This is a genomic window from Chryseobacterium capnotolerans, assembly GCF_021278965.1.
Classification (GTDB): domain Bacteria; phylum Bacteroidota; class Bacteroidia; order Flavobacteriales; family Weeksellaceae; genus Chryseobacterium; species Chryseobacterium capnotolerans.
Genome location: NZ_CP065589.1, coordinates 2,421,108 through 2,447,430, shown reverse-complemented (window position 1 = coordinate 2,447,430; position 26,323 = coordinate 2,421,108). Strand labels below are relative to the sequence as shown.

The 26,323-nt window shown below is 34.9% G+C and carries 24 protein-coding genes and 1 pseudogene; 13 read left to right on the top strand and 12 right to left on the bottom strand.

Annotation, left to right across the window (positions count from 1 at the left end; genetic code table 11):
- Nucleotides 1-13: 13 nt before the first annotated feature.
- Both H5J24_RS11675 and H5J24_RS11670 read left to right on the top strand, forming a co-directional pair.
- The gene (locus H5J24_RS11675) at nt 14-823 is read left to right on the top strand and encodes a glycoside hydrolase family 16 protein (protein ID WP_068943044.1); all 810 of its coding nucleotides are present in this window, start codon (nt 14-16) and stop codon (nt 821-823) included.
- 35 nt (nt 824-858) lie between these two features.
- A complete protein-coding gene (locus H5J24_RS11670; RefSeq protein ID WP_068943045.1) occupies nt 859-2,298 on the top strand; it encodes a glycoside hydrolase family 30 protein in 1,440 nt (479 codons plus the stop codon).
- Between the two features lie 80 nt (nt 2,299-2,378).
- Here H5J24_RS11670 and H5J24_RS11665 read toward each other — a convergent pair whose 3' ends face one another.
- From H5J24_RS11665 to H5J24_RS11650, 4 genes are read right to left on the bottom strand one after another with little or no spacing between them, the layout of a single operon-like run.
- Nucleotides 2,379-2,732 carry a DUF4280 domain-containing protein gene (locus H5J24_RS11665; RefSeq protein ID WP_068943046.1) on the bottom strand — a complete coding sequence of 118 codons (354 nt, stop codon included), beginning with the start codon at nt 2,730-2,732 and terminating at the stop codon, nt 2,379-2,381.
- A gap of 10 nt (nt 2,733-2,742) precedes the next feature.
- Nucleotides 2,743-3,447 (bottom strand): hypothetical protein, encoded by a 705-nt coding sequence (locus H5J24_RS11660; protein ID WP_068943047.1) that lies wholly within the window; start codon nt 3,445-3,447, stop codon nt 2,743-2,745.
- On the bottom strand, nt 3,444-3,812 hold the full coding sequence (locus tag H5J24_RS11655; protein ID WP_141395679.1) for a hypothetical protein: 369 nt from the start codon (nt 3,810-3,812) through the stop codon (nt 3,444-3,446). Before H5J24_RS11655 ends, H5J24_RS11660 begins: the two co-directional genes overlap by 4 nt.
- Before the next feature lie 2 nt (nt 3,813-3,814).
- Complete coding sequence (locus H5J24_RS11650) at nt 3,815-6,868, bottom strand: type VI secretion system Vgr family protein (RefSeq protein WP_232816318.1); 3,054 nt, start codon at nt 6,866-6,868, stop codon at nt 3,815-3,817.
- Between the two features lie 649 nt (nt 6,869-7,517).
- On the opposite strand from H5J24_RS11650, the gene H5J24_RS11645 reads away from it, so the two are divergent.
- Entirely contained in the window at nt 7,518-8,531 is a 1,014-nt protein-coding gene (locus H5J24_RS11645) for a terpene synthase family protein (RefSeq protein WP_068943050.1), read from the top strand.
- A 104-nt stretch (nt 8,532-8,635) separates the two neighbouring features.
- Here H5J24_RS11645 and H5J24_RS11640 read toward each other — a convergent pair whose 3' ends face one another.
- On the bottom strand, nt 8,636-9,448 hold the full coding sequence (locus H5J24_RS11640) for an enoyl-ACP reductase FabI (RefSeq protein ID WP_068943051.1): 813 nt from the start codon (nt 9,446-9,448) through the stop codon (nt 8,636-8,638).
- Between the two features lie 120 nt (nt 9,449-9,568).
- The gene (locus H5J24_RS11635) at nt 9,569-9,868 is read right to left on the bottom strand and encodes a DUF883 domain-containing protein (RefSeq protein ID WP_082811183.1); all 300 of its coding nucleotides are present in this window, start codon (nt 9,866-9,868) and stop codon (nt 9,569-9,571) included.
- Between the two features lie 138 nt (nt 9,869-10,006).
- Here H5J24_RS11635 and H5J24_RS11630 point away from each other — a divergent pair.
- Nucleotides 10,007-10,572, top strand: a pseudogene (locus tag H5J24_RS11630) (DNA-3-methyladenine glycosylase I).
- A 246-nt stretch (nt 10,573-10,818) separates the two neighbouring features.
- Complete coding sequence (locus H5J24_RS11625; protein ID WP_068943053.1) at nt 10,819-12,093, top strand: hypothetical protein; 1,275 nt, start codon at nt 10,819-10,821, stop codon at nt 12,091-12,093.
- Nucleotides 12,094-12,157: 64 nt separating this feature from the next.
- On the opposite strand, the gene H5J24_RS11620 is transcribed toward H5J24_RS11625, so the two are convergent.
- Together H5J24_RS11620 and H5J24_RS11615 are read right to left on the bottom strand one after the other, a co-directional pair.
- On the bottom strand, nt 12,158-12,913 hold the full coding sequence (locus tag H5J24_RS11620) for a DUF3667 domain-containing protein (RefSeq protein WP_068943054.1): 756 nt from the start codon (nt 12,911-12,913) through the stop codon (nt 12,158-12,160).
- A gap of 15 nt (nt 12,914-12,928) precedes the next feature.
- Nucleotides 12,929-13,195 carry a hypothetical protein gene (locus H5J24_RS11615; RefSeq protein ID WP_068943055.1) on the bottom strand — a complete coding sequence of 89 codons (267 nt, stop codon included), beginning with the start codon at nt 13,193-13,195 and terminating at the stop codon, nt 12,929-12,931.
- A gap of 232 nt (nt 13,196-13,427) precedes the next feature.
- Between H5J24_RS11615 and H5J24_RS11610 the strand changes: the two genes are divergently transcribed.
- Nucleotides 13,428-13,856, top strand: a complete 429-nt coding sequence (locus H5J24_RS11610) for a MarR family winged helix-turn-helix transcriptional regulator (RefSeq protein ID WP_068943056.1) — start codon at nt 13,428-13,430, stop codon at nt 13,854-13,856.
- Nucleotides 13,853-14,623 (top strand): Rossmann-fold NAD(P)-binding domain-containing protein, encoded by a 771-nt coding sequence (locus H5J24_RS11605; RefSeq protein WP_068943057.1) that lies wholly within the window; start codon nt 13,853-13,855, stop codon nt 14,621-14,623. The genes H5J24_RS11610 and H5J24_RS11605 overlap by 4 nt, the downstream gene beginning before the upstream one ends.
- A 218-nt stretch (nt 14,624-14,841) precedes the next feature.
- Here H5J24_RS11605 and H5J24_RS11600 read toward each other — a convergent pair whose 3' ends face one another.
- From H5J24_RS11600 to H5J24_RS11590, 3 genes are read right to left on the bottom strand one after another with little or no spacing between them, the layout of a single operon-like run.
- Nucleotides 14,842-15,696 (bottom strand): nucleoside phosphorylase, encoded by an 855-nt coding sequence (locus tag H5J24_RS11600; protein WP_068943058.1) that lies wholly within the window; start codon nt 15,694-15,696, stop codon nt 14,842-14,844.
- Nucleotides 15,690-16,019: a hypothetical protein gene (locus tag H5J24_RS11595; protein ID WP_232816317.1), complete on the bottom strand. Its 330-nt coding sequence runs from the start codon at nt 16,017-16,019 to the stop codon at nt 15,690-15,692. Before H5J24_RS11595 ends, H5J24_RS11600 begins: the two co-directional genes overlap by 7 nt.
- The gene (locus H5J24_RS11590; RefSeq protein ID WP_232816316.1) at nt 15,995-16,195 is read right to left on the bottom strand and encodes a hypothetical protein; all 201 of its coding nucleotides are present in this window, start codon (nt 16,193-16,195) and stop codon (nt 15,995-15,997) included. The genes H5J24_RS11595 and H5J24_RS11590 overlap by 25 nt, the downstream gene beginning before the upstream one ends.
- Nucleotides 16,196-16,424: 229 nt before the next feature.
- Between H5J24_RS11590 and H5J24_RS11585 the strand changes: the two genes are divergently transcribed.
- The 3 genes from H5J24_RS11585 (at nt 16,425) to H5J24_RS11575 (ending at nt 21,739) form a co-directional block, all read left to right on the top strand.
- Nucleotides 16,425-18,254, top strand: coding sequence for a cytochrome-c peroxidase (locus tag H5J24_RS11585; protein WP_068943060.1), 1,830 nt, complete (start codon nt 16,425-16,427; stop codon nt 18,252-18,254).
- A gap of 285 nt (nt 18,255-18,539) precedes the next feature.
- Nucleotides 18,540-20,705, top strand: a complete 2,166-nt coding sequence (locus tag H5J24_RS11580) for an alkaline phosphatase PhoX (RefSeq protein WP_068943061.1) — start codon at nt 18,540-18,542, stop codon at nt 20,703-20,705.
- Between the two features lie 134 nt (nt 20,706-20,839).
- The gene (locus H5J24_RS11575; RefSeq protein WP_068943062.1) at nt 20,840-21,739 is read left to right on the top strand and encodes a leucine-rich repeat domain-containing protein; all 900 of its coding nucleotides are present in this window, start codon (nt 20,840-20,842) and stop codon (nt 21,737-21,739) included.
- Between the two features lie 2 nt (nt 21,740-21,741).
- Here the strand turns inward: H5J24_RS11575 and H5J24_RS11570 are convergent, their stop codons facing one another.
- The gene (locus H5J24_RS11570) at nt 21,742-22,065 is read right to left on the bottom strand and encodes a translation initiation factor (RefSeq protein ID WP_068943063.1); all 324 of its coding nucleotides are present in this window, start codon (nt 22,063-22,065) and stop codon (nt 21,742-21,744) included.
- Nucleotides 22,066-22,219: 154 nt separating this feature from the next.
- On the opposite strand from H5J24_RS11570, the gene H5J24_RS11565 reads away from it, so the two are divergent.
- The 3 genes from H5J24_RS11565 (at nt 22,220) to H5J24_RS11555 (ending at nt 26,320) form a co-directional block, all read left to right on the top strand.
- On the top strand, nt 22,220-23,449 hold the full coding sequence (locus H5J24_RS11565) for a DUF2268 domain-containing putative Zn-dependent protease (RefSeq protein WP_068943064.1): 1,230 nt from the start codon (nt 22,220-22,222) through the stop codon (nt 23,447-23,449).
- A gap of 201 nt (nt 23,450-23,650) precedes the next feature.
- Nucleotides 23,651-25,192: a 2,3-bisphosphoglycerate-independent phosphoglycerate mutase gene (gene gpmI / locus H5J24_RS11560; RefSeq protein WP_068943065.1), complete on the top strand. Its 1,542-nt coding sequence runs from the start codon at nt 23,651-23,653 to the stop codon at nt 25,190-25,192.
- A 150-nt stretch (nt 25,193-25,342) separates the two neighbouring features.
- Nucleotides 25,343-26,320 (top strand): acyl-ACP desaturase, encoded by a 978-nt coding sequence (locus H5J24_RS11555; protein ID WP_068943066.1) that lies wholly within the window; start codon nt 25,343-25,345, stop codon nt 26,318-26,320.
- Nucleotides 26,321-26,323: the final 3 nt, after the last annotated feature.

Below are 26,323 nucleotides of genomic sequence, written 5' to 3'. Positions count from 1 at the left end.
CATCATACCAATTATGAATATTAAATTCCGAAATATCCTTAAGTTTTATGCAGCAGGACTATTAGTTTTATCTGTGACGAATTGTGTTTCAAATAAAGCAGATTTCGGGAGAAAACTGATTTGGAGTGATGAATTTGACGGAAAAGGACTTCCAGATTCACTAAAATGGAACTACGATGTGGGCGGTGATGGCTATGGAAATGATGAAGCTCAGTTCTATACCAAAAATAGGCTTGAAAATGCCCGTATGGAAAATGGAAATCTCATTATTGAGGCTAGAAAAGAAGATTGCGAGAACAATAAATATACTTCTGCAAGGCTTTTAACCAAAGGGAAATTTTCCTTTCAATATGGAACGGTAGAAGTTCGGGCAAAACTTCCAAAAGGGAGAGGAACATGGCCAGCCATCTGGATGATGAGTGAAAATATGAAGAAATGGCCTGATGACGGGGAACTTGATATCATGGAACATGTAGGATTTAATCAAGGCTATATCCACGCTTCGGTACATACTAAAAAATACAATCATATTCTGGGAACTCAAAAGACAGACACTTTGATGGTAAAAGATGTAAGCGAAAAATTCCATGTGTATAAAGCGGATTGGACCCCGGAAAAAATTAATGTTTACATTGATGATCAGAAAATTTTCACGTATGAAAATAAAGAAAAAACCTATGAAGCATGGCCTTTTGACCAGTCTTATTTTATCATTTTAAACCTGGCAGTAGGCGGTTTCTGGGGTGGAAAAGAGGGGATAGATGACAGCATCTTTCCACAAAAGTATTATATAGACTATGTAAGAGTCTATCAAAATAAATAATGAAAAAGAGGACATAGAAGTCCAAAAAAGAAATCATGAGAAAACTAATCGTAAGTTGTTTTGTAATCGGTATTGCCATCAATGTCAATGCTCAGAATTATTGGAAAAAGCATGAAGGAAAAACAGCTAAGGTAATTTTAACCAATTCGAAAGTGAATGAAAGAATGGCAGACAAAGGAGCCGTGAAGTTTGAACAGTTCGGACAGCCAAAAGAAACGGAAGCCTGTATTTTTGTAGCACCTCATTTTAAATACCAAAAACTGATCGGAATTGGAGGGGCTATTACAGATGCATCCGCAGAGACCTTCTACAAAATGCCAAAGAATAAGCAGCAGGAAATTCTGGAGGCTTATTTCGGAAAGAACGGGCTGGGATATACCGTAGTTCGTACCAATATGAATTCCTGTGACTTCTCCAGCGATTCCTATACCTATGTAGAAGATAATGACACTTCTTTAAAAACATTTAACCTTGCTCATGACGAAAAGTATAAAATTCCAATGATTAAGGAAGCACAGAAATCAATAGGAAATAATTTTACTTTTTATTTCTCACCATGGAGCCCACCAGCCTGGATGAAGTCTAATAAAAGTTTATACAAAGGAGGCAGACTGGAAAATCAATATTATCAGATCTGGGCAGATTATTATATTAAATTCATTAAAGAATATGAAAAAAGAGGAATCAATGTCTGGGGGTTAACTGTTCAGAATGAACCTATGGCAACCCAATCCTGGGAATCATGCATTTATACAGCAGAGGAAGAAGGGGAGTTTCTGAAGAATAATCTTGGTCCAACTCTTTGGAAAAATGGCTATAAAGATAAAAAAGTAATGATCTGGGATCACAACAGAGACCTGATTTATCAAAGAGCAACCACCACACTCAGTGATCCTGAAACTTCGAAATATGCGAGTGGAATAGGGTATCACTGGTATGAAACCTGGAACAACAAAACCCAGCTGTTTGATAACCTTGCCGAAACCCACAGAGCTTTTCCGGATAAGTTCCTTGCCTTTACAGAAGGTTGTAAAGAACAGTTTGCTATGGATAGAATTTACGATGTAAGCCTTGGAGAGCTATACAGCAAGAATATGCTGAACGATTTTAATAAAGGAAATGCTTTATGGACAGACTGGAATATTCTTCTGGATGAAACCGGAGGTCCTAACCATAAAGGAAACTTCTGCTTTGCGCCAATTATTGCAGACACAAAAACAGGAGAAGTATTTTATACTTACGAATATTACTATATCGGACATGTTTCAAAGTATATTAAACCTAATGCACAAAGAATAGGCTCTTCTTCTAACAGAGCAGCTTTAACTTCTTCAGCTTTTATGAATGAAAACGGTCAACTAGTCACCGTAATCATGAATGATTCCGACAGCGATATTGAAACCAATCTTTGGATTGAAGGAATGGCAGCCAAGCTGAATGCACCGGCTCATTCTATACAGACCGTAATTTTATAACATCATATTAATATTATTTTAGCAGAATCGGCGGCCTCGTAGAGGCCGCCGATTATTATATCAGGAATTATATGTAATGATTATTTTGTCTCATGCTTTTCTCCATGTCCTTTGTTCACTATTTCGATTTTTCCGCCTGTCCCACACATACAAAATGAATCCTCAGTAAGAATTTTGTAATTATTGATGGTATCTTTTTCCGTGGTTTTTTGCCAAGTAGTTGGAGCAGGAATACACGGTAAATATCCCCCTGAAGTAGGTTTTAATTTGCATTGCCCAAAAGGTTTAATATTTAGATTTGCCTGTTTATCCTGCTCCGTAGCAATATATTTTCCTTCAGCCGTAGAGAAATTCTGGCTGGTAACACTTAGAGTACTTGGTATTGTTCCTTGGTTACAGGATAATTGGGCGGTATCAGTGATTTTTTGTGACATTATATAACGTTTATTTTTTTTCGTAAATTATTTGCTTTTCACCATCACGCCCCAAAATTTTAATTACTTTTAATAATTCTCCATCTGTTCCGTCTAACGTCAGATAATACACTCCAAATACATCTTTATATTTTCCTTTAAAATTAACTTCCCAAGTAGAAGTATTATTTTGCAATACAAAATTATTTGTTACTACAACTTGATCTTTTAGTAAATCTAATTTTAAATTATTTTCAATATATTTTTTCACTTGTTCCCACTTGAATTTAAAGGGTTTATCCCAATCTTCAACTTTTGTAAGTTTACCTTGTTCATCGTATTCATATTTATTGCCTTTTATAAAGCCATATTGTCCAAACGTTTCCCACATTGTATTTAGAGAACCGTTTTTAAAATATTTCTTATGTGTTATAAATAAAGAATTTAACGGTGTGATATCTTTTAAAAAGGTGTATCCATCAATATCACTTTCGTATACTTTGTAACCATTTTTATCAACATACTCATAACTTCCAGATTCCTTATTTTTATGTTTAAAATAGTTTTCAATATCAAATTTTTCGGTTGTATAAGTTTGCATTGTTTTAGGGTTTATTGAGGTTTCAATTTGGATAGACTGTGGCCTGTCTTTAATTTTCTTGTTCACTTTCTCTTTTTCCTGTGAATGGCAAGAAATTATTATTAACAATAACTGTATTAAAATTATTTTTCTCATTTTTTAATAAATTTTAAAGTGTCAGTACTTTCAATTCTGTATAGTGTAAAAAGTAAATCTTTTCTATAAAATAATCTGCCATATTGAAAATTATCAATATCAATTATATTTCCGTCAAATGTATATGTATGATATTCAATTTTATTTTCTCTCATTATTTTAGGATTATTAGTGTCGGCTTGGTAGTATTGGATCTTAACATTATTATGATTAAAGATTAAACGGCAGGAATCATATATCATGTATCCACCGGAAGATGTTTTGGCACAAGATGAACCTACTCTAGCTTCATATAATTTTTTATCCAAATTCTTGTGACAAGAAATTACACAGAAAATAACAAATGAGAAAGCTATTTTTTTCATCATTATATTTTTTTAACATTTTTATAAATAAACGGATATTGCCAATGCCATATTTGAATGACAGGTATTCCGCTTTCGATATCTGAATAATCCATAATATTATCAGTCGTTGAACGCTTAAACATGTGTTCACCACCATGAAAAGGATGCTCTAATCCCATTGCATGAAGCCCTTCATGAGCGATAGTACTATCTGTAAAACCAGGATTATACACTACAACTGATCTTGCAGATGAAGGAATTCCAAATGCACGACCAAATAACCCTCCAGCAGTTTGGGCTATAAAATAGAATTTATAAACATTATCATATTTATTTCCATATTTAGCCCTAACCTGATTATTTAGAAATATTTGAATTTTATCTGTTGCCCCATCAGGAATTATTCCACCAGTTACATTTGCTTCTTTATTGAATAGTGTCATTAAGCCAGTTCTCTTTCCTAATGGATCAGTGTCCGATCTTAAATCTAAATCGATTGCATTTTGAAAACTAGGGTTTACCAAAGCCTGTCTTAAGTATAGATTTAGTGTAGATTGTTTGCTTAGGCTTGGTTTACTTTCTGAGGGAGTACCATTAATGTTTGTATGTACCTTTACAATTACACAATCTACTTTATAACGTTGTTTATTGGGGGTAACTAATAATTTTCCTGCAAGTGCTTTTTCTTCCTCACCTTTTGCATTCTTAAAAACAGATATGACTTTAATATTTTGGTATTTATCAAAAGATTTTAAACATGTTATAGTAATTGTAGTTTTGTGAATTCCTTTTGTTTTTTGGGAAAAACTTTTTTTATCAAAACTAAATAATGATGCATCATCACATTCAATTTCCAGTCTTATTGGTTCTACCTCTACATCAATAGTTACATCTAACTTTGCTGAGGTATGGGTAAAACCTTTTGGAGCCTCATTTTTAGGGTATAATGTCAACCAAGGTACAAAGTAGGTAAATGTTGTTCTTCTTCCTCTACTATCTTTTCTTGTAAAAGTTCTTTGTTGGTAAGCAGTTTTTAAATTATTATAGTTTGATGAAATAAATTTATATGCATTAGGTTTAGTATCCCCTGGCAAAGAAGTGTCTCCCATTCTCATCCAGTCAAAACCATATTCTCCACTCCAATTAGATTGAGGTCTAAATTTAACATAGCATCTCCCATCCATATATATGGGAATCTTTTTATATGGTTGTGCTTTATTGGTTTGATTGTTTCCTTTTTTACCATGCATATCCACAGCACCTTTGCTATTTACAATAGTATTCTGATCAGAATGCATGAATAGCTTTTGCGTACCTGCAACATTCGCTTCTTTTGCCTGAATGAATAGTTCATTTTCTGTATTGATAATCGTTTTTGTTGCCTGAGCGTGGAATAGTTCAGATACAGTCTGCAACATAACAGGAGTATTCATCAATGTCTTCTGAAGATAGTTCATCATTGCTGTATTTCCTACTGTTGATGTCATGTTATTAGTAACATTAATATCAAAATTATTATTGGCATTAATTTCAACATCAGTTGCATTCATTGTGATTTTATTCGGAGCAGTAACATTGATATTCCCATCACCATCCATAAAATATATATTTCCACTTGGATCTTGAATGGTCACACTGCCATTCGCATCATTCATTAAAACTTTAATTCCGCTTCTGGTCTGTATAGATTTCAAATGATTATTTATACCGCCACCTAAAGCAACATTACCATGAAACATTCCTCCCATTGCAAAAGGAAAATCTGGATTATGATATTCAAAACCTACCATTACCTGATCTCCAATTTCAGGGATGGCAACAAATCCTCTATTCTGGCTTATTGCATCCGTTCCGCCTGCATCAGGACTCATCATTCGGATAAAATGAGTGGTATCATTCAACTGCCAGTCGAATCTCACCTGTATTCTTCCTTGGTTTAAAGGATCTACATTAGAGATAACAGTTGCAACTTGTGGTTCTGCTTTTGGCATTATAAAATCAGGCTTAGGCATAAACCCAGTGCCTTCAGCTATGGCTTGAAAACTTCCTGTATAATATCCTCTTGAATCAACCTCATGATTTACTTCAGTTATCATCAAAGTGGTAAAGTGTGAAGTTTGGGAGCTATCTGGTTTCCTCATGGCTAAGTCCGCAACACAGCCCGTGTATAGGAATGGTACAGTTGTCTTTCCAGAAACAATAAAGACATCTACAGCTTTACTCCCTCTGGCACTTTTCTGAGAATCATCTATATCAAGAAACATATTAGGATTTACAGGAGCAGGAGTCAGGGAGCGGGTTTTAAATATATTATTGTTAAGTTCATATGTTTCCGATGATAGTTCACCGAGATGTTTGATCTGATTATCAAACCCTATCATCTTTGCGTGATTACTACTATTGTATCCAAAATATTCAGGTTTGATATGTACTGCATTTAACTCTATCTGTACATCACTTACATTACTCCCGTCAATAAGTTTTATGGACTTTTCATGAGGTGGTAACTTTCCGAAGTGAAGTACCTCTCCATCATAATAGAATTGTTCTCCATAAGCCTCTGCAATTCTAGCTAAATAATTATAATGAGTTTCGCAATATTGTGAACTATAATTAATGTATCCTTTATTTTGTGTATCTATTTTAAAATCAAACTCATTAGTTCCCAAAGATTCTTTAATTATCCTGTCAGCAATAATGGATGTGTTGACTGGCTGATTGCCCCCAAAACTTTGAGTATGCGGAGCAGAATCCATCAGAATGGTTGGGCTATTTCCTTTCAGTACAATATTTCCCAGACTCATTTTTTCCTGACTAAATGCTACCTTCATAATAACTCCTACAAATGTCCGTTCCGGGCTTTCGTTTTCAGGATCTTTATACTTGAAAGTAATGGTCAATCTTTTCCCCAAAAACTGTTTTGCTTGTTCTAAGTTATGGTTTTGTGTTTCCCCTAAAGAATCATGGGCTAGAGTAAGTTCAAATTGATGATGAGTTTTGGCGCTTTGTTGCAGGCAGAAGTGCTTAAAGTGGCTGATAGGCTTTCCATCAATAACAATGTCAAGCTTTACCACACGGTTAATACCCGGAATATGATTCTCTGATATTTTATCTGAATTTGATGTGTTTTTTTTTCATGATTTGTGTGTTTTTCCTGAAGTTATCTCACTAAAGTTAGATAAAAAATCGCATCAAAAGTATAATATTTAATAAAAATTAAAAAATTGTAGTAAAACTACGATTTGTTGATAATCATATAGTTGTGTGACTTTTTACTATGTCCGTCTATTTGCATACTATTTTTGTATCTGAATAATAAATCTAAGATCTAATGATAGAATTTATTCTTAAGTCATATAAATCCGCTTTTGTTTTCGTTTTAAATATGAAGAACTTCTAGAATACGAAATAAAATCGGCGGCCTCGAAGAGGCCGCCGATTTTATTTCGTATTCTTTTCCCTAATCCTGGATAGGAAATTAATTTTAATTTATAAATTATTCACAATAAACGTATATGATTAAATAGTTTTAATTTCAATATTTAAAGGCTTTATTGGTTTTTGATGTTTTTTTTAATTAGTGAATTATTTTAAATATCAGTATTTGTGTGTTTTATGTTTTTATTTTTAATAGGGTCTTTGGTGTGAAATTTAATCATAGTGCATTTTTTATTTTGTTTTTTTATTAATTTTAATATAGTTTTAATATGAAAAACAAATTTTATGAAAACATCAATGACCAACGAAGAATTTTATGCCGGCTTACGGCAACTTCCCAAACCTCAGTATCCTTTCCCTGATTTTGTTCACCCTGCTATGCATGAACAAAGAGAAGAGTACTACAACTGGATTGATACAGAATATGCTTTTCACAGCAAAGAAGCTCGTGAAAAACATAAAAAGCATCATTTAACAGATATTGCAGCTAGGGGTTGTCCCTTTCTTAAAACAATTAAAGAACTCAGACCATTGGCAAATTATACAGCTAACGGAGCTATGATGGATGATTACTTTGATCGTTGTTCGCGCGACGAAATGTATGAAATAACCAATCGTATTATTGAATTGTTAAGTGGAAATGATCCCAAAGAACCGGCTGATAATGGTATATTTCATCTGTATTGGGTATTAAGACAGGATGCTATTGCTTGTGAGGTACCTGCTCATCTCTACAATAGATTTGTAAAATCAATAAGAGATGTATTTATGGGATATTCTGATGAAAAAGTATATTATAGAAAAAATGAAATTCCTCCGTTGTCTGTTTATCTGTTGATTCGGGAAGCGACCAGTGGAGTTCAACCTTATTGTAATTATGTAGCGTTGCAGAAAGAATATCGTTTATTACCGGATGAAATTTTTGATCATCCTCATATGAAAAGGCTTTATACCCTTTGTTCCTTGATGATAGGTATTCATAATGACATTATTTCATTACCTAAAGAACTGCATAGGGAAGGTGATACCATGAATATTGTGAAAGTGGTGCAACAGGAAAACAAACTGTCCCTGCACGATGCTTATATGATGGCACTCGAGATTCATGATGATTTTTTGAAAGAGTTTTTAGTTCTGCAGGAGCATTTACCTTCTTTCAATCAATGGCAGAATATGGTGTATGACTATGTACAGGATTTGGGAGTGATGGTCGCAGGAGTATATGCATGGCACACCAATGATACATCCCGTTATGTTAATGGCGGTTATGTGGAAGGTGAATTCGCCGGAAATGATTAATTCCTGCTTGGACTGTAGCAAATAAAGAAACCCATGAAATGGTTTTCATGGGTTCTATATTGTAAAACGAGTACTCTCGTCAGATTTAATAGTTTGCCAGTAGATTAGTTTTCAGCATCATATTTACTAATCACTCTCTGAGTAACTCCTGAACTGCTGAAACCTCCATCATGGAAAAGATTCTGCATCGTTACTTTTTTAGTAAGATCAGAGAATAGAGTTACACAATAGTCTGCACATTCAAGCGCTGTAGCATTTCCTAGTGGAGACATATCTTCAGCATAACCAAGGAATCCTCCGAAACCTTTCACTCCGCTACCTGCAGTAGTCATTGTAGGAGACTGAGAAACGGTATTTACACGTACTTTTCTTTCACCCCAATAGTTTCCGAAAGTTCTTGCGATACTTTCCAAATAAGCTTTGTTATCAGACATATCATTGTAGTCCGGGAATGTTCTCTGAGCTGCTATATAAGTAAGTGCTAAGATGCTTCCCCATTCATTCATACAGTCTTTCTCCCAAGCTACACGCATTACTTTATGGAAAGAAACCGCTGAAATATCCCAGCCTTTTTCCAACCAATCGTAATTCATTTCCGTATAATGTTTTCCTTTTCTTACGTTGATAGACATTCCGATAGAATGTAGGATAAAGTCAATTTTACCAAATTTTGCAACAGCAGCATCAAAAAGTTTCTCAAGATCTTCGATAGAAGTAGCATCTGCACCTATAACTTCAGAACCTGTTTTTTCGGCTAAACCATTAAGTTCTCCCATTCTCAAAGCGATAGGAGCATTAGATAAGATGAATTCTGCACCTTCCTCATGACATCTCTCAGCAACTTTCCATGCGATAGATTGTTCATTAAGGGCTCCAAATATAATTCCCTTTTTGCCTTTAAGTAAACCGTATGACATAATTTTTTAATGTTTATTGAAATACAAATGTAGCAATAATTGTGGTTATGACATAATAAAAATGGAGCCTTATCAATTATAAGACCCCATTTTCTTGAAAATATTTATATGACTGAAATTTTAATTGGTTTTCTTGTTCCATTCTGCCTTTACATCTTCTGCTGCGTCCTTGGTTTTTTCCCAAGCCTCATCTGCTTTATCTTTAATGTCTTCCCAGGCATCGGATACATTAGCTTTTACCCTTTCTAGCCAGTCTTCTTGTTTAGCCTCTTCGTCATTATTCCGTTTTTCATTAATATAATCCTTGGCTTTATCTGCCAATTCATTGATTTTCCATTTAGCATTTTCCGTTGCATTCTGTAAAGAATTTTCTACATTGTTTACTGCATTTTCCGCTTTGTTGTAATCCGAATTGTTCATAATACTATAAATTTGGTTTGGTAGTATTGAATAAACAATAACCATTCCTAAAATCTGATGACTTTGTTAAATTTTTCATAATCTTTTGTTTTCCTTTTCTAAATCAACCTTACCTTTATTTTATTAAAATCAATAATTATGGAAAAAATACGCTGCGGATGGTGTGAAAAAGATGATCTCTATAAGAAATACCATGATGAAGAGTGGGGGAAACCCGTTTATGATGATCAAACGATCTTCGAATTTCTTATTCTTGAAAGTTTCCAGGCAGGTCTGAGCTGGTACACCATTCTTTCCAAAAGAGATAATTTTAGAAAAGCTTTTGATTATTTTGATTATAAAAAAGTTGCTGTTTATTCTGACGAGAAAATAGAGGAACTTATGAATAATGCCGGAATTATAAGGAACAGACTTAAAATTTTGGCCGCCGTAACCAATGCTCAGAAATTTATGGAAGTCCAGAAAGAATTCGGCAGCTTTTCAAAATATATCTGGGATTTTATAGACGGAATTCCCATTGATAATAAGCCGAAGGCTTTATCAGAAGTTCCCGCAACCACAGAAATTTCTGATTTAATTTCCAAGGATCTTAAAAAAGAGGATTTAAGTTTGTGGGTTCAACAGTTATTTATGCCCATATGCAGGCTACAGGAATGGTAAATGATCATATTGAAACTTGCTTTACAAGAAATTTTCAATTATAGTTTATTCAAAATTTAGTGATTTTTTTTATTAATTATGTATGGTTCGGTTTTTAAGTATGGCAATTTAATTCACCAAATTATACTGATTGATGCGTATTTAAACCACTGTTAATTAATGTATTTTTCATTTATATGTGAATACTGATTGTTTTAATCACTTTGCCGTGTGTTAAATTATTGATTTTTTAAAATAATTATCAATTTATTAAAAAGTTTGTATATTTGCACCCTCAAAAAACATAGGTGATGCAAAGAAATTATAATCCACGATATAGTCTTCTCTTTTTACTGTTTGCTGTCTTTTCATATGCTCAGATTGGGATTGGGTTGGCGAATCCGGATTCTTCTGCAATGCTTCATGTAAGTGCTAAAGATAAAGGAGTGCTTCTTCCAAGTATTGCCTTAACTTCAGATTCGGATGCAGTTACTATACCTACTCCGGCAGATGGACTTATTGTATGGAACAACGGAAAGGCTGGATTAGCAGAAGCTGGATTTTATTATTGGTTTGCTTCCAAATGGAACAGGCTTTCAACATCTGCTAGTACTAATAAGGGAAATGACAGTACTGGATGGAATACGACAGGAGAGAATACCGGAAACTATAGCGGGGCGAATACCACTCTATCGTTAGGAACAAAAACAATGGATGACTTGATCTTTAAAGTAAATGCTGCTACAGCAGGAAGACTAGGTGTTGATAATTCTGTAAGTTTTGGATTGGGGGCTAATGCTGGCCAGAACGGAATTGCCATAGGAAGTTCAAGTTCTGCATTTCAGGGGATTTCTATTGGTAGCGCAGCTGCAGTTACTGCCAATGACGCTTTGGCGATAGGAAATAAATCAACAGCGGGGGCTTTTAAATCAACCGCTATTGGGTATAATGCCCAAACCAGTAAAAATGAGTCTACCGCAATTGGAAATAATGCTTCAGCAGGAGGGTTTCAGTCAATTGCTTTGGGATATAATGCTAAAACAAATACAAACAGTGAAACAGCTTTAGGATATAATACTGTTACCAATAAAGAAAACTCTACAGCAGTAGGTTCAGAGGCAAATGCCCTGGGACAATTCTCTACTGCAATAGGATATGGAGCAACTACCTCACAGGCCAATGCTATTGTGTTGGGGAATAATAATGCGAATGTAGGCATTGGCACGGGGGCTCCAAATACCTCAGTAAAATTAGATGTAAACGGGCAATATAAGCTGGGAGAAAGAGGCAGTGTACAGAAAAATCAGATCAATTTTGAAGTATGGCCGGGTGTTTCCATCAATAATTTGCCTCCGGGAAAATCTACTACGTTGGAAATTGCAGTTCCAGCCGGATTTCAACCAGGCTCTACAAGAGCTGTTGTAGTCGTTTCTCCAGCCGGAGATTTTGCAGGGAACTCCACATTCTCGATTTCTAATCCAAGAATGAACTCCACTTCAAGTATTGTGATTAATCTTACTAATATTTCAGGAAGTGCAAGCAGCCTCTACTCAAGTCATTTTTATGTGATGATTAATGAGTTTTAAAGTTGATAATAAGTTTTATTATAGTTGATATGGTGTTAAGGACCTCCAGTTTTGGAGGTCTTTTTTATGAGTGTGTATGCAAAATAGAAGCTACAATAGCCCAAACATACCCAACGATTATCTGAAAGATTATAAATGAAACAGGAATCATCAGACTTCTGAAAAGTATAGATCCTTTAGAATATCCGGATTGAGAGAAAAACTGCACATAAAACCACAATCCATAGGCAAGACTAAATACAGTAAATGCCATAAAATAAATTGAGATAACAGCAGCAGAGTTCTTAAACAAGAAAGTGATGAGGGTAAATACCAATAGAGCAATCATATCTCCACTTGTTTTATAAGCGTTAAGAACAAGGTGTTCAGAGTAGTTAAATCCAGCTTTTAGAAACCACAGATAACTGAAAATTGAGTTGAAAGGGATAGAAAGCAGCAGAAAAATTTTAAAATAAGTGGTCATAAATTCCTGGAAAGAACTCATCATCGCTTTCTGATCATCAGAAACCAAAGCACTGTAGTCCATATTGGAATAATGAGAAAGTATTGATGAAATGGTGGCTGTTAATAATAAAAGGGTAACAAAATTAAAATAATTTACTCTTTTGCCCAGAATATATTCTCTTACACTGTTTCCAGGTCTTGTAAATAATTCTTTTATCGTGTACAGGATTCCTTTGTCCACATGCCATACTCCATGAATGAAATCATGTTCAATAAAGTGTTTTAAAGAATATCTGTGAGTACTGGTTTTTTGACCACAATGGCCGCAGTATTTGGTCGTAACAGGTTGATTGCAGTTTAAACAGGTATCATGCATTTTGTAAAACTTTTTTTAGTTAGACTGACGAGACTTAATTTCGTTACGCACATTTTTCTGGTTTTTCCAGATGATTAAAAAAATAGGAAGAAAAGCGATAGGCATATAAGTCAAAGAACCTATTCCTTTTTTGATGGTTACATAGAGGCAGGCCACAAGCATAATTCCTAAAATGATACAGAAGAAAAGAAGCAGTGCTGTTCGTTTTTTGAGCTCAGTCTTAAGCTCTTCAACGGATAATTCTGACAGTTTACGATCACCTGTTTGTTGTATGGTTTTCATATTCAATCTTAGTTTTTATAGTTATTAGGTTTTTGCTAAATTAATAAAAAAGAGAATTGATAAAATTGAACCTTTAAAAAAAATGTCTGGATCCCTGTAAATATACCCTAAAGTGTAGTCAGAATTTGTATACAAAAATTTTAAAGAGAACAAATTAATTGAAAAATAATATTTTAAGCAAAAATATTGTGCACAAAATAAATTGAGTATTTTTGCCTTTTAAAAATAAATTATGATTGCTCTGTCAGAACACGTATGCTTTAAGACCTATGCTGTTTCAAGATATATTACAGGACTGTATAAGCCTTATTTGGATGAAATATCACTCACATATCCTCAATACCTCGTAATGCTGGTGTTGTGGGAAAATGGAGAAATGAATATCGGTAAGATTGGTGAACATCTTCATTTGGATAATGGGACGTTAACTCCTTTGTTAAAAAGAATAGAAAAGAACGGATTTTTGACCCGAACCCGAAGTCTGCATGATGAAAGAGTAGTCCGTATCAACCTTACAGAAAAAGGAATATTGCTGAAAGATAAAGCAAAACATATTCCGGAGGCTGTTCAAACCTGTTTTCATTTGAATGAAGAAAAAAAGAAACAGCTCATGTCCGGCTTGAATGAAATATTATCAACACAATCCTCATCCAAAATATGAAAAAAATAGGAATTATAGGGTACGGCTGGCTGGGAGCCAGAGTAGCAGCATCCATTTCAGATCAATATGAAATCTTTGCAACCACAACAATTGATGAAAAAGCAAAAGAACTTAATGATAAAGGGATACATGCCATAGTTTCTAATTTTCCGGATTATCAGCTTTCTGAGCCTTATTTTAAATGGGAGATAATGGATCATCTGGATGTTCTAATTATTACCATTCCGATTTCAGAGAAAAGTTGCTGCGTAAGCTCACTATACAACAGAATTCAGAATTTATCATCTTTTATCGGAGATTTTAAAGGACAAATGTTTTTAATGAGTTCCACCGGAGTTTATCCGGATATTGAAAAAGAATTTATCGAAGATGATATTCCCGTTGAAAAAGTTTCAGGCGAAAGAATGCTTAGAAGCAAATACCCACAGGTAAATATTCTGAGACTAGGCGGCCTGATGGGAGATCACAGACTTCTTAAAAATTATAATGTGAGTAATCTTGATTCTGCAGTTAACCATATCCATTACAAAGATATTGCAGGTATTCTCTTAAAAATGATCGACAATGAAGCAAAATCAAAATTGTATAATGTAACAGCTTTGTTACATCCATCAAAAGCTCAGGTTATCAATGCTCAAAAAGGCATACAAGACAGGGAAGAGGTGGAAGTAATAAAGGGAAAGAAAATTTTATCTTCAAAAGTGGTTTCAGAGTTAGAATATATTTTTAAATACCCAGATCCACAAAAATTTCATGAGAATAATTAATTTGAACCATTAAGAAAATTGAAGAAGCTAAGTTTCATAAAGAAGAAAAAATGAAATCTTCACAATCAGCAAAATTATAAATTCAATAGAAACTTACAGTCCTGAGAATAATCGGAGGATAGCCCGTTTTTTATCAAGATTCCATTGGCTTTAGCAAAAAACTATAAAAAAGCCCCTGAAAATAATTTTCAAAGGCTTGTATCCAATAGAAATGGCATTTATTTAATAATTCTGTCAAGAACCCAAGTGATCAGGTTTTTCTCAGAATTGTGGTGGTCTGTAGAGAACTCTCCACGTCTTCTGTTAGCCACTACGTTATTTACGGTAATTGCTTTGTGACCTAATAATTTTGAAAATGCATAGATCGCAGAGGTTTCCATTTCAAAGTTGGTGACTCCAAGATCATTCAATGTTTCAAGGAATTGATCATCTACAGCCTTTAGACGAAGCTGTCTTCCCTGTGGAGCATAGAAACCTGGGAATGTTGCTGTGTTTCCGTGGTATTTGGCATCTTTATAATATTCACCCATTTCTTCTGCCCAGTCTGAGAAATAAAGCATAGGCTTGATTTTTTCGTAAGGGAATCTTTCCATAAAGCTTCTTGAAAACTCATTTTCAAAGCTGTAGTCCTGGTAGAAGTGCATTAAACCATCTAATCCAACTACGTTTTGAGTTACCAGCATATTATCAACCTGTACATCAGGGTTCACACTTCCACAAGTTCCCATACGGAATAATTCAAGGGCTTTGTGCTCTGTTTTGAACTCCTTATTTTTAAGATCGATGTTTACCAGGGCATCCAGTTCGTTCATTACGATATCGATGTTCTCAGTTCCGATACCTGTAGACATTACGGTGATTCTTTCTCCACGCAATGTTCCTGTATGCGTATAAAATTCTCTTTTGTTTTTTTTGATTTCTACGGTGTCAAAATATTTTGAAACCTTTGCTACTCTGTCCGGGTCACCCACAAGGATGATTTTATCAGCAATATCTTCAGGTAAAAGATTCAAGTGGTATACACTTCCGTCTTCATTCAGAATAAGTTCTGAAGCAGCAAGTTTGTTTAGCATAATTTATATTTTTTGTTTTTAATTGATGAAAATTGCCTCTTTATAAGGTGAAGCCATAAGTTGATAGATCGAATCGTATTCCTCAACAATCCTTTTTGTCCGTCCATTACTTCATAGACGGTAACTACTGTCTTTTCAAAGTTTTTAGGATCTTTTCTCTGGGAAGTAATCTCATAAAAATGATTATCTTTTTTAAGAATAGAAACCAATTCTTCTTTGGTCGAATTATTAGAAGACATCATTCCCGGAAATTCCATGACAACGTCTTTAAGTTCCGCATAGCTTTTGTAAGGTTTGGTTATTCCGTTAGAATATACATACACATTAGGTACCGGCTTATCCTGTTCCAGACGGACCAGATAATAGTCATTCCCTTTTTTTCAGCATATATCGCCATTTCCTGTTGTTTTGCGGGCTTATCTGCCTGCTTTTTCTTTTGGGAAAATGCTGTAAGAGAAAGGAAACTGGCTGTAACAGCAAACAATAATTTTGTTTTCATACTCCTATTTTATTTTTGATGTGTTGAATTTAATTAAAAAAATCCTCTCCCAATAACCACTCGCCATTATTTTAACGGTATTTTAGAATAACCCGTTTCTTAAAGAATAATGAATCTGATTTCGGGGTTTAAAATTAGTGAAAAATATTGTATCAAAAATATAAACATTATTTAATCTGCTATTAAAATTGAGATAACATCATATTAATAGTTTTGCGGATAAAAATTCATGAGATCTTATCCACTGCTTATTGTCATCCTTTTAATAGGAATTGCAGTAATGTCTTTTAATCCTGTTTACCGGGGTAAAGAAAGTGAAAATACATTTATTAATAAAGGGTTGTCAGATTTTAAAGGTAAGCTCGAACAATTAAAGTCTGATGTTCGTAAGTTCTCTGAAGACCGTATTACTCTAGAAGAATTGCAGGAATCATTAAAAAATACAAGAAATTCTTTTAAGGAAATTGAATTTTATATTGCCTATCATTATCCTGAATTCACCAAAACCCACCTCAATGCAGCGCCTTTATTTCATATTGAAGCTGCGGGAACATCAGCATATACACTGCCTCCGGAAGGGCTGCAGGTATTAGATGAACTCGTGTTTTCGGACGAAGCTGCGGATGAAAAGGAAAAGATCAAGACCATTACCGATTTTTTATACAACAGCTATTCGGGATTCTATCTGAGCGCCATGAAAAATGGAATGAGCAAAGGAAACAATAAAACATTGCCTTTGCGCATAGAACTGATCAGGATCTACGCTCTGGGAGTGACGGGCTTTGATACTCCGGGTTCTCTGAATATTTCCGAAGAAGCCGGTCATGCGCTTTCCGGAATGCAGAAATATATCAATGATGATCCGTATTTTAAAAACTATAATAGCCAAAAAGCAGATCAGACCTTAACGGAAGCGATTCGTTATCTTTCAAAAAATAAAGATTTTGAAACCTTTGACCGAATTGAGTTTTACAAAAAATATATTCAGCCACTGTATGAAGAATTAGGAAAATGGGATGGAAGGCCTGATGATCTGAAGGAATTTTCAGGATGGAATGTCAATAATAAAAACCTTTTCAGTAGTGATTTTTTAGATCCCTATTTTTATACCTTATTGAAGTCTTCAGAAGATAATCCGGATCTTCGAGATCTGGGAAAATCAATTTTCTATGATCAGAATTTAAGTGGCAATGGGAAAATGAGCTGTGCAACCTGCCATCTTCAGGAAAATGCTTTTACAGACCTTAAGGCAAAGTCTCCAAGTAATGTAGAAGGAAAAACAGTGTTGAGAAATTCACCGTCTTTATATAATGCGGTTTTTGCCAAAAGGTTTTTCTATGATTTGCGTGCTTTTTATCTTGAACAGCAGGCTGAACACGTTATTTATAATGAAGATGAGTTTAATACAAGCTATGAAAGGATCATTCAAAAGTTAAAGACAAAACCTGAGTATAAAAAAGCATTCCGTACCGCTTTCAAAGACGGTAAGATCAATAAAGAAAATTTTTCAAAGGCATTAAGTTCCTATGTAGCTTCATTATATTCTTTTGATAGTGATTTTGACCGTTTTATGAGAAATGAAAAAAATGTTTCGGATGATGTGAAAAAAGGATTCAATCTGTTCATGGGAAAAGCCAATTGTGCCACCTGTCATTTTGTACCTCATTTTTCAGGGCTTGTACCACCATTTTTTAATGAAAATGAGTCTGAAGTTTTGGGGATAACTGCAAAACCAATTAAACAGCTTCCTATAGAGCTGGATCAGGATCCTGGAAGAGGAAACAGCCCAGTTAAAAAGGAAAAATCATGGATCTATGACTACTCCTTCAAAACAGTTACGGTAAGAAATATAGCCCTTACAAAACCTTATTTCCATAACGGAGCTTTCAATACTTTAGAAGAGGTTCTTGATTTCTATAATGAAGGCGGTGGAGAAGGATTGGGACTCAAGATGAAAAACCAGACACTTGCTTCGGATAAATTAAACCTTACCACAACAGAAATGAACCAGATAATTGCTTTTCTGAATGCTCTTACGGATGTGAGTAAAGCAAAGTAGAAGATTTTCGGGATACAGAAGTTGAGCTACAGCTTTTCTTGGATATCTAATTTAAGCCTAACAGGTTTCTAAAACCTGTTAGGTCTTTTTGTGTATGGAATAAGAATATTCACCATAGCAACTCATGCATTACAAAGAAGAATTTCCACAATTTAACAGAAACTTAATCTCCTTAACATTAGGTTTTAAATTAATTAATATTCTCCTGTCTATATTTAAAATCCTATTAACAGGAAGATCATCTTGAAAAAATAGTTTTGCAAGGTCTAATAAATCAAATTAAAAATGAAGAAAAAACTACTAACAATTGGGGCTTTAGCTCTATTTGCCGGATCGGTTGTTCAGGCGCAGACCATTATTTTTGACAAGGGGACGTCCTGGAGTTATAAAGACTTGGATCAGGCACAACCTGATGCATGGAAAACCCAAAACTATGACATCTCTTCCTGGCCTGTTGGTAATGCACCATTAGGATATGGTGATCCTGTTACTACGACCATTCACGGAGGTACTACAGGATTGGTTACAGCGTATTTTGCAAAAGATATTACGGTGGATCTTGCCACACTTACAGACAACATGGAACTTGGAGTAATGAGAGATGATGGGATTGTAGTGTATCTTAACGGAGAGGAAGTAATAAGAGATAATATGCCTGCCGGGGCCATTACATTCAATACTTTTTCCAGTACAACAATTGACAATGCTGCAGAAAATGTTTATAATATTTTCTCTATTCCAAAATCAAAATTCATCAATGGTGTTAACCGAATTTCTATTGAATTACATAACCGAAGTGTTGGCAGTTCAGATCTTAGAATTGATGCTTATCTGAAAACAAAACCTAACACGACATTTCCGCCTGTTGTATGTAACGGATCACATATTAGCTGTTTCACTTCCATTGTTCCTACGGCACAAACCAATAAACTTATCATTCCTGGTGAACACAAATATCAGCTTATTCTGAAAGAAGGTGATAATTATACTGAAGGAGGCGGGCTAGTAGGCGGGCAGAACGATTTTACAGCATATGTTGGCAAATCGGGAAGCAGTACAAATGGATACCTTTCCGTAAACCACGAAACAAACCCTGGCGGAGTAACGATGGCTGAGATAAATTATAACGCGTCTACAAAACTTTGGCAGTTAACAAAATCAAGAGCGGTAAGTTTCTCAGATCCTAGCTTGGTACAGACAATCAGAAACTGTTCGGGAGGAATTACTCCTTGGGGAACGGTAGTAACAGCAGAAGAATCTGTAACGGCTAATGACATAAATGGTGACGGATACAAAGATTACGGATGGCTGGTAGAAATTGATCCCGCAACAGCACAGGTGATTTCTAAGAATACAGATGGTTCTAAAGGAAAATTATGGCAGATGGGAATCATGAACCATGAAAATGTGGTTATCAATAATGCTGGAACTACTGCATATTACGGAGAAGATGGTGGTACACACATGGTGTATAAATATGTGATGGATACGCCAAACAATCTGGCTTCAGGAAATCTTTATGTATTAAAATTAGATCAGGGATTAACAGCAGCAGGAGATCCGGTGGGAACTACAGCAACATGGATTCAGGTTCCTAATAAAACAAAAGCAGACCAAAATAACACAGCAAACCTTGCTCAATCATTAGGAGGAACAAGATTTAATGGAGTAGAAGATGTGGATATCAGCCCTCTGGATGGTAAGATTTATTTTACAGCAAAAGGATTAGATAGAGTGTATCGTTTACAGGATAATGGAACAACCGCTTCTCAGGTGGAAACATTCGTGGGTGGAGCCAACTCCGTATACTCTTTCGAAACAACACAGGGAACAAAATCTGAAGCTTGGGGAGATGGAAATGACAACCTTACTTTTGACGAACTTGGAAACCTTTGGGTACTTCAGGATGGTGGTAAAAACTATATCTGGGTCATTGCTCCGGATCATACACAGGCTAATCCGAAAGTGAAATTATTTGCTTCAATGCCTGCAGGATCTGAGCCTACAGGATTAACGTTTACACCAGATCATAAATTCGGATTCTTCTCTATCCAACATCCGGATTCTACCATCTCTACTGATATTGATGCTACAGGAAATACAATTGACTATAGAGGAAAATCTGCTACTGTAGTAATTGCACTTAAAGGAAATCTCGGAACACAAGGTTCTTTAGGAACAACTGAAAATACAGCTGCTGAAAACACAGTAACCGTGGCTCCGAATCCTACTTCAGGAATAGTGAAAATCAATTCACCAAAAGGCTTAAAAGATATTTCGGTGACTGCTTACAGTATAGACGGGAAAATTGTCTATACCAAGAAATTCAATGGCGTAAACAAGGCATTAGACCTGGATTTTACACCTCAATTGGAAGGATCCAGAGTTTTAATTCTGAATATTGAAGCAGAAGGAGGATTCCAGAAAACAGTAAAACTTTTAAAGAAGTAAAAGTATTTATAATTCCTGTCTGCCGATACCATTTGTTGTCGGCAGACATTTCTGTTTATAAAATTGCCGTAATAGACACATGCAGATTAAGGTGCTGTGATGATGGGCATTAAAAAAATAATAAACATCTTCATATGAAAAAGTTTTTCTTACTTATTTCCTTTTTATCACTTTCTCAGGTCAATGCTCAGATTGATCCTGTTAAATATCCTACTTTCACCAATATGGAAGAAGCTCTGGACAGTAAGAAGGCTGTTTACAGTATGAGTTTCAGAGAAAAAGGATTGTTTAATATTCCGCCTCAAATTATAAAATTGGATTCATTATTCTTTTTAAATATGATGGCCAATAAGCTAGAAAAAATGGATCAGGAGCTTTTTACATTGAAAGAACTTGAATTTTTGAATGTAAATGAAAACAGCATCAAGTACATCCCGGATGAAATCAGCCAGCTTAAAAAGTTGACTACATTTTCTATGAATCTGAACAGTCTGACAAGTATTAATCCAAATCTTGCAAAGCTTCAAAATCTTAAGGTGGTTCACTTTGATGCCAATAACCTTAATGTTTTTCCTGAAGCTCTAATGGAAATACCCACCTTAGAAGAAATAAATTTACAGGGAAATCAAATTAGTTTTATTGCGGACCGGTTGTTTCAGATCAAAAGTCTGAAATTCTTAAATCTGGCCAACAATCAGATCAATGACATGGGAAACCTTTCATTTCCAAAAAGATTAAAATATCTCGAATTACAGCAGAATGCTATCTGCAGACTTCCTGAAAATCTATTTAAAGCTCAGGAACTTGAATTTCTGAATGTAAGTGATAATAATATTACAGAAATCTCATCTAAAGTAAAAGGATTAAAGAACGTGGTCAGCATGAATCTGGCTAACAATAATCTGAAAGATATTCCTGAAGAAATCAGTCAGCTTAAAAACATGAAAACACTAATTCTTACAGGAAATCCTATAGAAAAATCTAAAATTGAAAAATTAAAAACCTTACTGCCGGAAACCCAGATCTATTTCTAGATCTATCCGCCAACACGTTTGGTTTTATAACCCATATCTTTAAGGATAGCCATTATTTTATCACGGTTGTCACCTTGAATGATAATCGTCCCGTCCTTTTCAGAACCGCCTATTCCTAAGGTGGTTTTTATTTTCTTTGAGATTTTTTTAAGGTCTTCTTCACTGCCTTCCCAGCCTTCAACAATCGTTACAGGTTTGCCGTTTCTGCCTTTCTTCTCAAATTTGCATACCAATGGTTCTTTCTGCTTGAATTCTTCTTCAGGCATTTCAAAATCCTGCTCTTCATGTTCAGGAAAAAGATTCTTCAGTTGATCACGTAAGTCCATACAGCAAAATTAAAAAAGAATTATGAATTTATAGAGGAAATAAGCCTGAAATTATCAATCCATATTAGAGAAATATTTTTAGTTTAGAAAAGGAAGAGAGACCGAAACTCAATATAATATTTTATATTTTTGACCGTTAACCTTAAAAACTAAAATGAAAACCAATCACCTTATACTGCTTTCTTTGTTGGCTTTTGGAATGATGAATGCTCAATTTGCAGAAGATCCTCTAAACGCAGTTTTAGAAACGAAAGATGTACAAAACTTCTGGAAAGCCTTTGATAAAATGGAAACTTCCACTACCAATCCTTTTATAGAATACATAGAAAATGGTTCACCGGGAGTAAAAAGTTTTATCAGGAATCGTATCATTAATGCAGATTCTCTGTATGCAACAGTGAAAAAAAATAAAGAAGAATATCTTAAAACCAGACATGTGCTAGATGGAATTGGGGCAAAAGATAAAAAACTAAAAGCAAGTTACAGCGCTTTAAAATATTGGTATCCAAAAGCTAAATTCTCAACCGTTTATTTCGTGTATGGCAGAATGAATACGGGCGGAAATTCTTCCAATGAAGGAATCTCAATCGGAACAGAATTGTTTAAAAATCTGGATGGAGTTGTACCTCTTATTGTTCATGAAATGATTCATTTTCAGCAAAATAATAAAGGCGGAGAAACTTTATTGAAACAAGCTTTAACAGAAGGTGGAGCTGATTTTATAGCAGAATTTGTTTCCGGAGAACCAATGAATGTAAAAGCATTTCAGTATGGTGAAGCAAATTCAGACAAATTATACAAAGAATTCGTAACAAGATATAAAAGTGATGATTTAAGAGACTGGTTTTATTGGACCTCCAAAAAAGATGACAGACCCAATGATTTAGGATATTGGATAGGATACAAAATATGTGAAGCCTATTTTAATAAACAAACCGATAAACAACAAGCAGTACATGATATTTTAAACATTGAAGACCCATTTTTATTTTTAAAAGAAAGTGGCTTTCTGGATTCTTATATTCAGTCGTATGCAAAAGAAAAGAATTTAAAATATGATGATTTTTTCCAGGAATTTTCAGGGGAGCCTTCAACGGTAACATTATTAGTAAATGTTCCTGATAAAAATGATGAGGTTTATATCGCAGGAAACCAGAAAGGGTTGGGGAGCTGGAGTGCATCTTCAGTTAAAATGGAAAGGAAAAGCGATCTTGAAAGAACCCTTACTTTAAAAATATATTTACCAGCGCAATTTAAGTTTACCAAAGGAAACTGGAATCAGGAAGCTAATGTAAAAGGAGTGGAAAAAGGACAGAATATCAAAATAGAAAATGTAAAATCAAATAAGTTTACTTATAAAATTAATAGCTGGTTTAAAAATTAGAGTTGAAGCCAGAAGTTGAAATCTATAATCATCCACATTTTAAAATCTGCGAAATCAGCAAGATCTGCGAGAATAATAGAGCTCAAAGATTTTGAAGAGAACACAGATTTTTTCATTTTCCTCTGAATACATAAAATTCAGAACTCCAAATTCTTCTATTCATCGGAAATTAGGTAAATTTGTGTACTAAAGTTTTACAAAATGTCAAAAAAAGCAATATTAGCAATCCTTGACGGATGGGGATTGGGAACAAACCCGGACGTTTCTGCAATAGACAAAGCAAACACACCATTTATAGATAGCTGTTATCAAAAATTTCCACACACAACCCTTGAAGCAAGTGGTTTAGCGGTAGGTCTTCCTGCCGGACAGATGGGGAATTCCGAAGTAGGTCACATGAACCTTGGGGCCGGAAGAGTTGTTTACCAAAACCTGGTAAAACTGAATATGGCGGTTGAAAACGGTACTCTTGGACAGGAAAAAGTAATTCAGGATGCTTTTGAATACGCTAAAAAAGAAAATAAAAAAGTACATTTCATCGGATTGGTTTCCAATGGAGGAGTACACTCCCATATCAATCACTTAAAAGGATTATTGACTGCTGCCAAAGAATTTGGATTGGATGAAAATGTCTTTGTACATGCATTCACAGACGGAAGAGACTGTGATCCACATTCCGGATTAGGTTTCATTGAAGAGCTTCAGAACCACATGGAAGCAACTACCGGGAAACTGGCTACCGTTGTAGGAAGATACTACGCAATGGACAGGGACAAAAGATGGGAACGTGTGAAATTAGCTTATGATGCCCTTGTAGAAGGAGTAGGAGAGCAGAGTACAGACGCTCTGGCCTCTATCCGTGCTTCCTATGACCATAACGTAACAGATGAATTCCTTAAGCCAATCATTTTAGTCAATACAACAGCTACAGGAAATGTTGTTCCGGTAGCAAAAATTATTGAAAATGATGTGGTAATTTGCTTCAACTTCCGTACAGACAGAGGAAGAGAAATTACAGAAGTGCTTTCTCAGAAAGATTTTCCTGATTATTCTATGCGCAAACTGAACCTTTATTATATTACATTAACCAATTATGACAAAACGTTTCAGAATGTTCAGGTTGTTTTTGATGAGAATGTTTTAACAGAAACAATGGGTGAAGTACTTGAGAAGAATGGTAAAACTCAGATCAGAATTGCAGAAACAGAAAAATATCCTCACGTTACCTTCTTCTTCTCAGGAGGAAGAGAAGAAGAATTCAATGGAGAGAAAAGATTGTTGTGTCCAAGTCCAAAAGACGTTCCTACTTATGATCTAAAACCTGAAATGTCAGCTTATGATATTACCAATGCTATTGTTCCGGAACTGGAGCAAGGTACTGCGGATTTTGTTTGTCTGAACTTTGCCAATACGGATATGGTAGGACATACAGGGGTGTTTGAAGCTGCTGTGAAGGCTGCTGAAACAGTTGATGCATGCATCGAAAAAGTAGCCACTGCTGCTTATGAAAACGGATATGCAGTATTCATTCTTGCGGACCACGGAAATTCAGATGTTATGTTGAATCCTGACGGAACACCTAATACACAGCACTCAACGAATCTGGTTCCTTTTATTGTTATGGATAAAGACCATACATGGAACCTAAAACCTGGAAAACTGGGTGACGTAGCGCCTACAATCCTTAATGTAATGGGGGTTGAAATACCAAAAGCCATGACAGGAGATATTTTAGTTAGCTAAAATTCAATAATATTGTTAAAAAAATGCCGTTATACTTATATATCGGCATTTTTTTATGATTTATGTCAGATAAGGTATGAGTTGCATACTTTATTATGCGTTAAATAATAAATAAATCATATCTTTGTTAATTAAAAACTGAATATAAAAATGTATCAAAAGCTTGTTAGGAAAGAAGTAATGGGAATATTGGAAAAGGAAGTAGGTTCTTTTCTTGATAAATTTTTAACGCCAATTGAGAAGATTTGGCAGCCTTCTGATTATTTACCAGATCCTTCAAGCGAAGAGTTTAAACATGATCTTGAAGAAATTCAGACTTTTGCCCGTGAAATGCCTTATGATCTGTTTGTAACGCTAATCGGAGATTGTATTACGGAAGAAGCTCTTCCTTCGTATGAATCTTGGTTAATGGGTGTTGACGGTATTAATCAGGAAGAAAAATTAGGCTGGGCAAACTGGGTGAGAGCCTGGACTGCAGAAGAAAACAGACACGGAGACTTATTAAATAAATACCTTTATCTATGTGGTAGAGTTAATATGAGAGAAGTGGAAATCACCACTCAATATCTTATTAATGATGGATTCGATTTGGGAACAAGTATGGATCCATACAGAAACTTTATTTATACAAGTTTCCAGGAAACAGCAACCAATATTTCTCACAGAAGAGTAGGGACATTAGCAAAACAATCCGGAAATGGTAAGTTAGCTAAAATGTGTGGTGTAATTGCTGCAGATGAAGCAAGACACGCAAAAGCATACAAACATTTTGTTGCTAAAATCCTTGAAATAGACCCATCAGAAATGATCCTTGCTTTCGAAGATATGATGCGTAAGAAAATTGTAATGCCGGCTCACCTGATGAGACAATCAGGACAGAAGGCTGGTGAGCTTTGGGGACATTTCTCAGATGCTGCACAAAGATGTATGGTATATACAGGCCAGGATTATATCAACATTATGAAAGACCTGTTAGATGAATGGAAGATTGAGCACGTAAAAGGCCTTACAGAAAAAGCAGAAAAAGCTCAGGAATATCTGATGAAGCTTCCAGCAAGACTACAGAAGATCACAGACAGAGTTTCTACTCCGGATCTTCAGTTCCAGTTTAACTGGGTTAAGAGCTAGTAG

Excerpts from the sequence above, each read along its gene's own strand:
- H5J24_RS11675 (WP_068943044.1), top strand. The coding sequence starts at position 14 with ATGAATATTAAATTCCGAAATATCCTTAAGTTTTATGCAGCAGGACTA.
- H5J24_RS11670 (WP_068943045.1), top strand. The coding sequence starts at position 859 with ATGAGAAAACTAATCGTAAGTTGTTTTGTAATCGGTATTGCCATCAAT.
- H5J24_RS11665 (WP_068943046.1), bottom strand. The coding sequence starts at position 2,732 with ATGTCACAAAAAATCACTGATACCGCCCAATTATCCTGTAACCAAGGA.
- H5J24_RS11660 (WP_068943047.1), bottom strand. The coding sequence starts at position 3,447 with ATGAGAAAAATAATTTTAATACAGTTATTGTTAATAATAATTTCTTGC.
- H5J24_RS11655 (WP_141395679.1), bottom strand. The coding sequence starts at position 3,812 with ATGAAAAAAATAGCTTTCTCATTTGTTATTTTCTGTGTAATTTCTTGT.
- H5J24_RS11645 (WP_068943050.1), top strand. The coding sequence starts at position 7,518 with ATGAAAACATCAATGACCAACGAAGAATTTTATGCCGGCTTACGGCAA.
- H5J24_RS11640 (WP_068943051.1), bottom strand. The coding sequence starts at position 9,448 with ATGTCATACGGTTTACTTAAAGGCAAAAAGGGAATTATATTTGGAGCC.
- H5J24_RS11635 (WP_082811183.1), bottom strand. The coding sequence starts at position 9,868 with ATGAACAATTCGGATTACAACAAAGCGGAAAATGCAGTAAACAATGTA.
- H5J24_RS11625 (WP_068943053.1), top strand. The coding sequence starts at position 10,819 with ATGCAAAGAAATTATAATCCACGATATAGTCTTCTCTTTTTACTGTTT.
- H5J24_RS11620 (WP_068943054.1), bottom strand. The coding sequence starts at position 12,913 with ATGCATGATACCTGTTTAAACTGCAATCAACCTGTTACGACCAAATAC.
- H5J24_RS11615 (WP_068943055.1), bottom strand. The coding sequence starts at position 13,195 with ATGAAAACCATACAACAAACAGGTGATCGTAAACTGTCAGAATTATCC.
- H5J24_RS11610 (WP_068943056.1), top strand. The coding sequence starts at position 13,428 with ATGATTGCTCTGTCAGAACACGTATGCTTTAAGACCTATGCTGTTTCA.
- H5J24_RS11605 (WP_068943057.1), top strand. The coding sequence starts at position 13,853 with ATGAAAAAAATAGGAATTATAGGGTACGGCTGGCTGGGAGCCAGAGTA.
- H5J24_RS11600 (WP_068943058.1), bottom strand. The coding sequence starts at position 15,696 with ATGCTAAACAAACTTGCTGCTTCAGAACTTATTCTGAATGAAGACGGA.
- H5J24_RS11590 (WP_232816316.1), bottom strand. The coding sequence starts at position 16,195 with ATGAAAACAAAATTATTGTTTGCTGTTACAGCCAGTTTCCTTTCTCTT.
- H5J24_RS11585 (WP_068943060.1), top strand. The coding sequence starts at position 16,425 with ATGAGATCTTATCCACTGCTTATTGTCATCCTTTTAATAGGAATTGCA.
- H5J24_RS11580 (WP_068943061.1), top strand. The coding sequence starts at position 18,540 with ATGAAGAAAAAACTACTAACAATTGGGGCTTTAGCTCTATTTGCCGGA.
- H5J24_RS11575 (WP_068943062.1), top strand. The coding sequence starts at position 20,840 with ATGAAAAAGTTTTTCTTACTTATTTCCTTTTTATCACTTTCTCAGGTC.
- H5J24_RS11570 (WP_068943063.1), bottom strand. The coding sequence starts at position 22,065 with ATGGACTTACGTGATCAACTGAAGAATCTTTTTCCTGAACATGAAGAG.
- H5J24_RS11565 (WP_068943064.1), top strand. The coding sequence starts at position 22,220 with ATGAAAACCAATCACCTTATACTGCTTTCTTTGTTGGCTTTTGGAATG.
- gpmI (WP_068943065.1), top strand. The coding sequence starts at position 23,651 with ATGTCAAAAAAAGCAATATTAGCAATCCTTGACGGATGGGGATTGGGA.
- H5J24_RS11555 (WP_068943066.1), top strand. The coding sequence starts at position 25,343 with ATGTATCAAAAGCTTGTTAGGAAAGAAGTAATGGGAATATTGGAAAAG.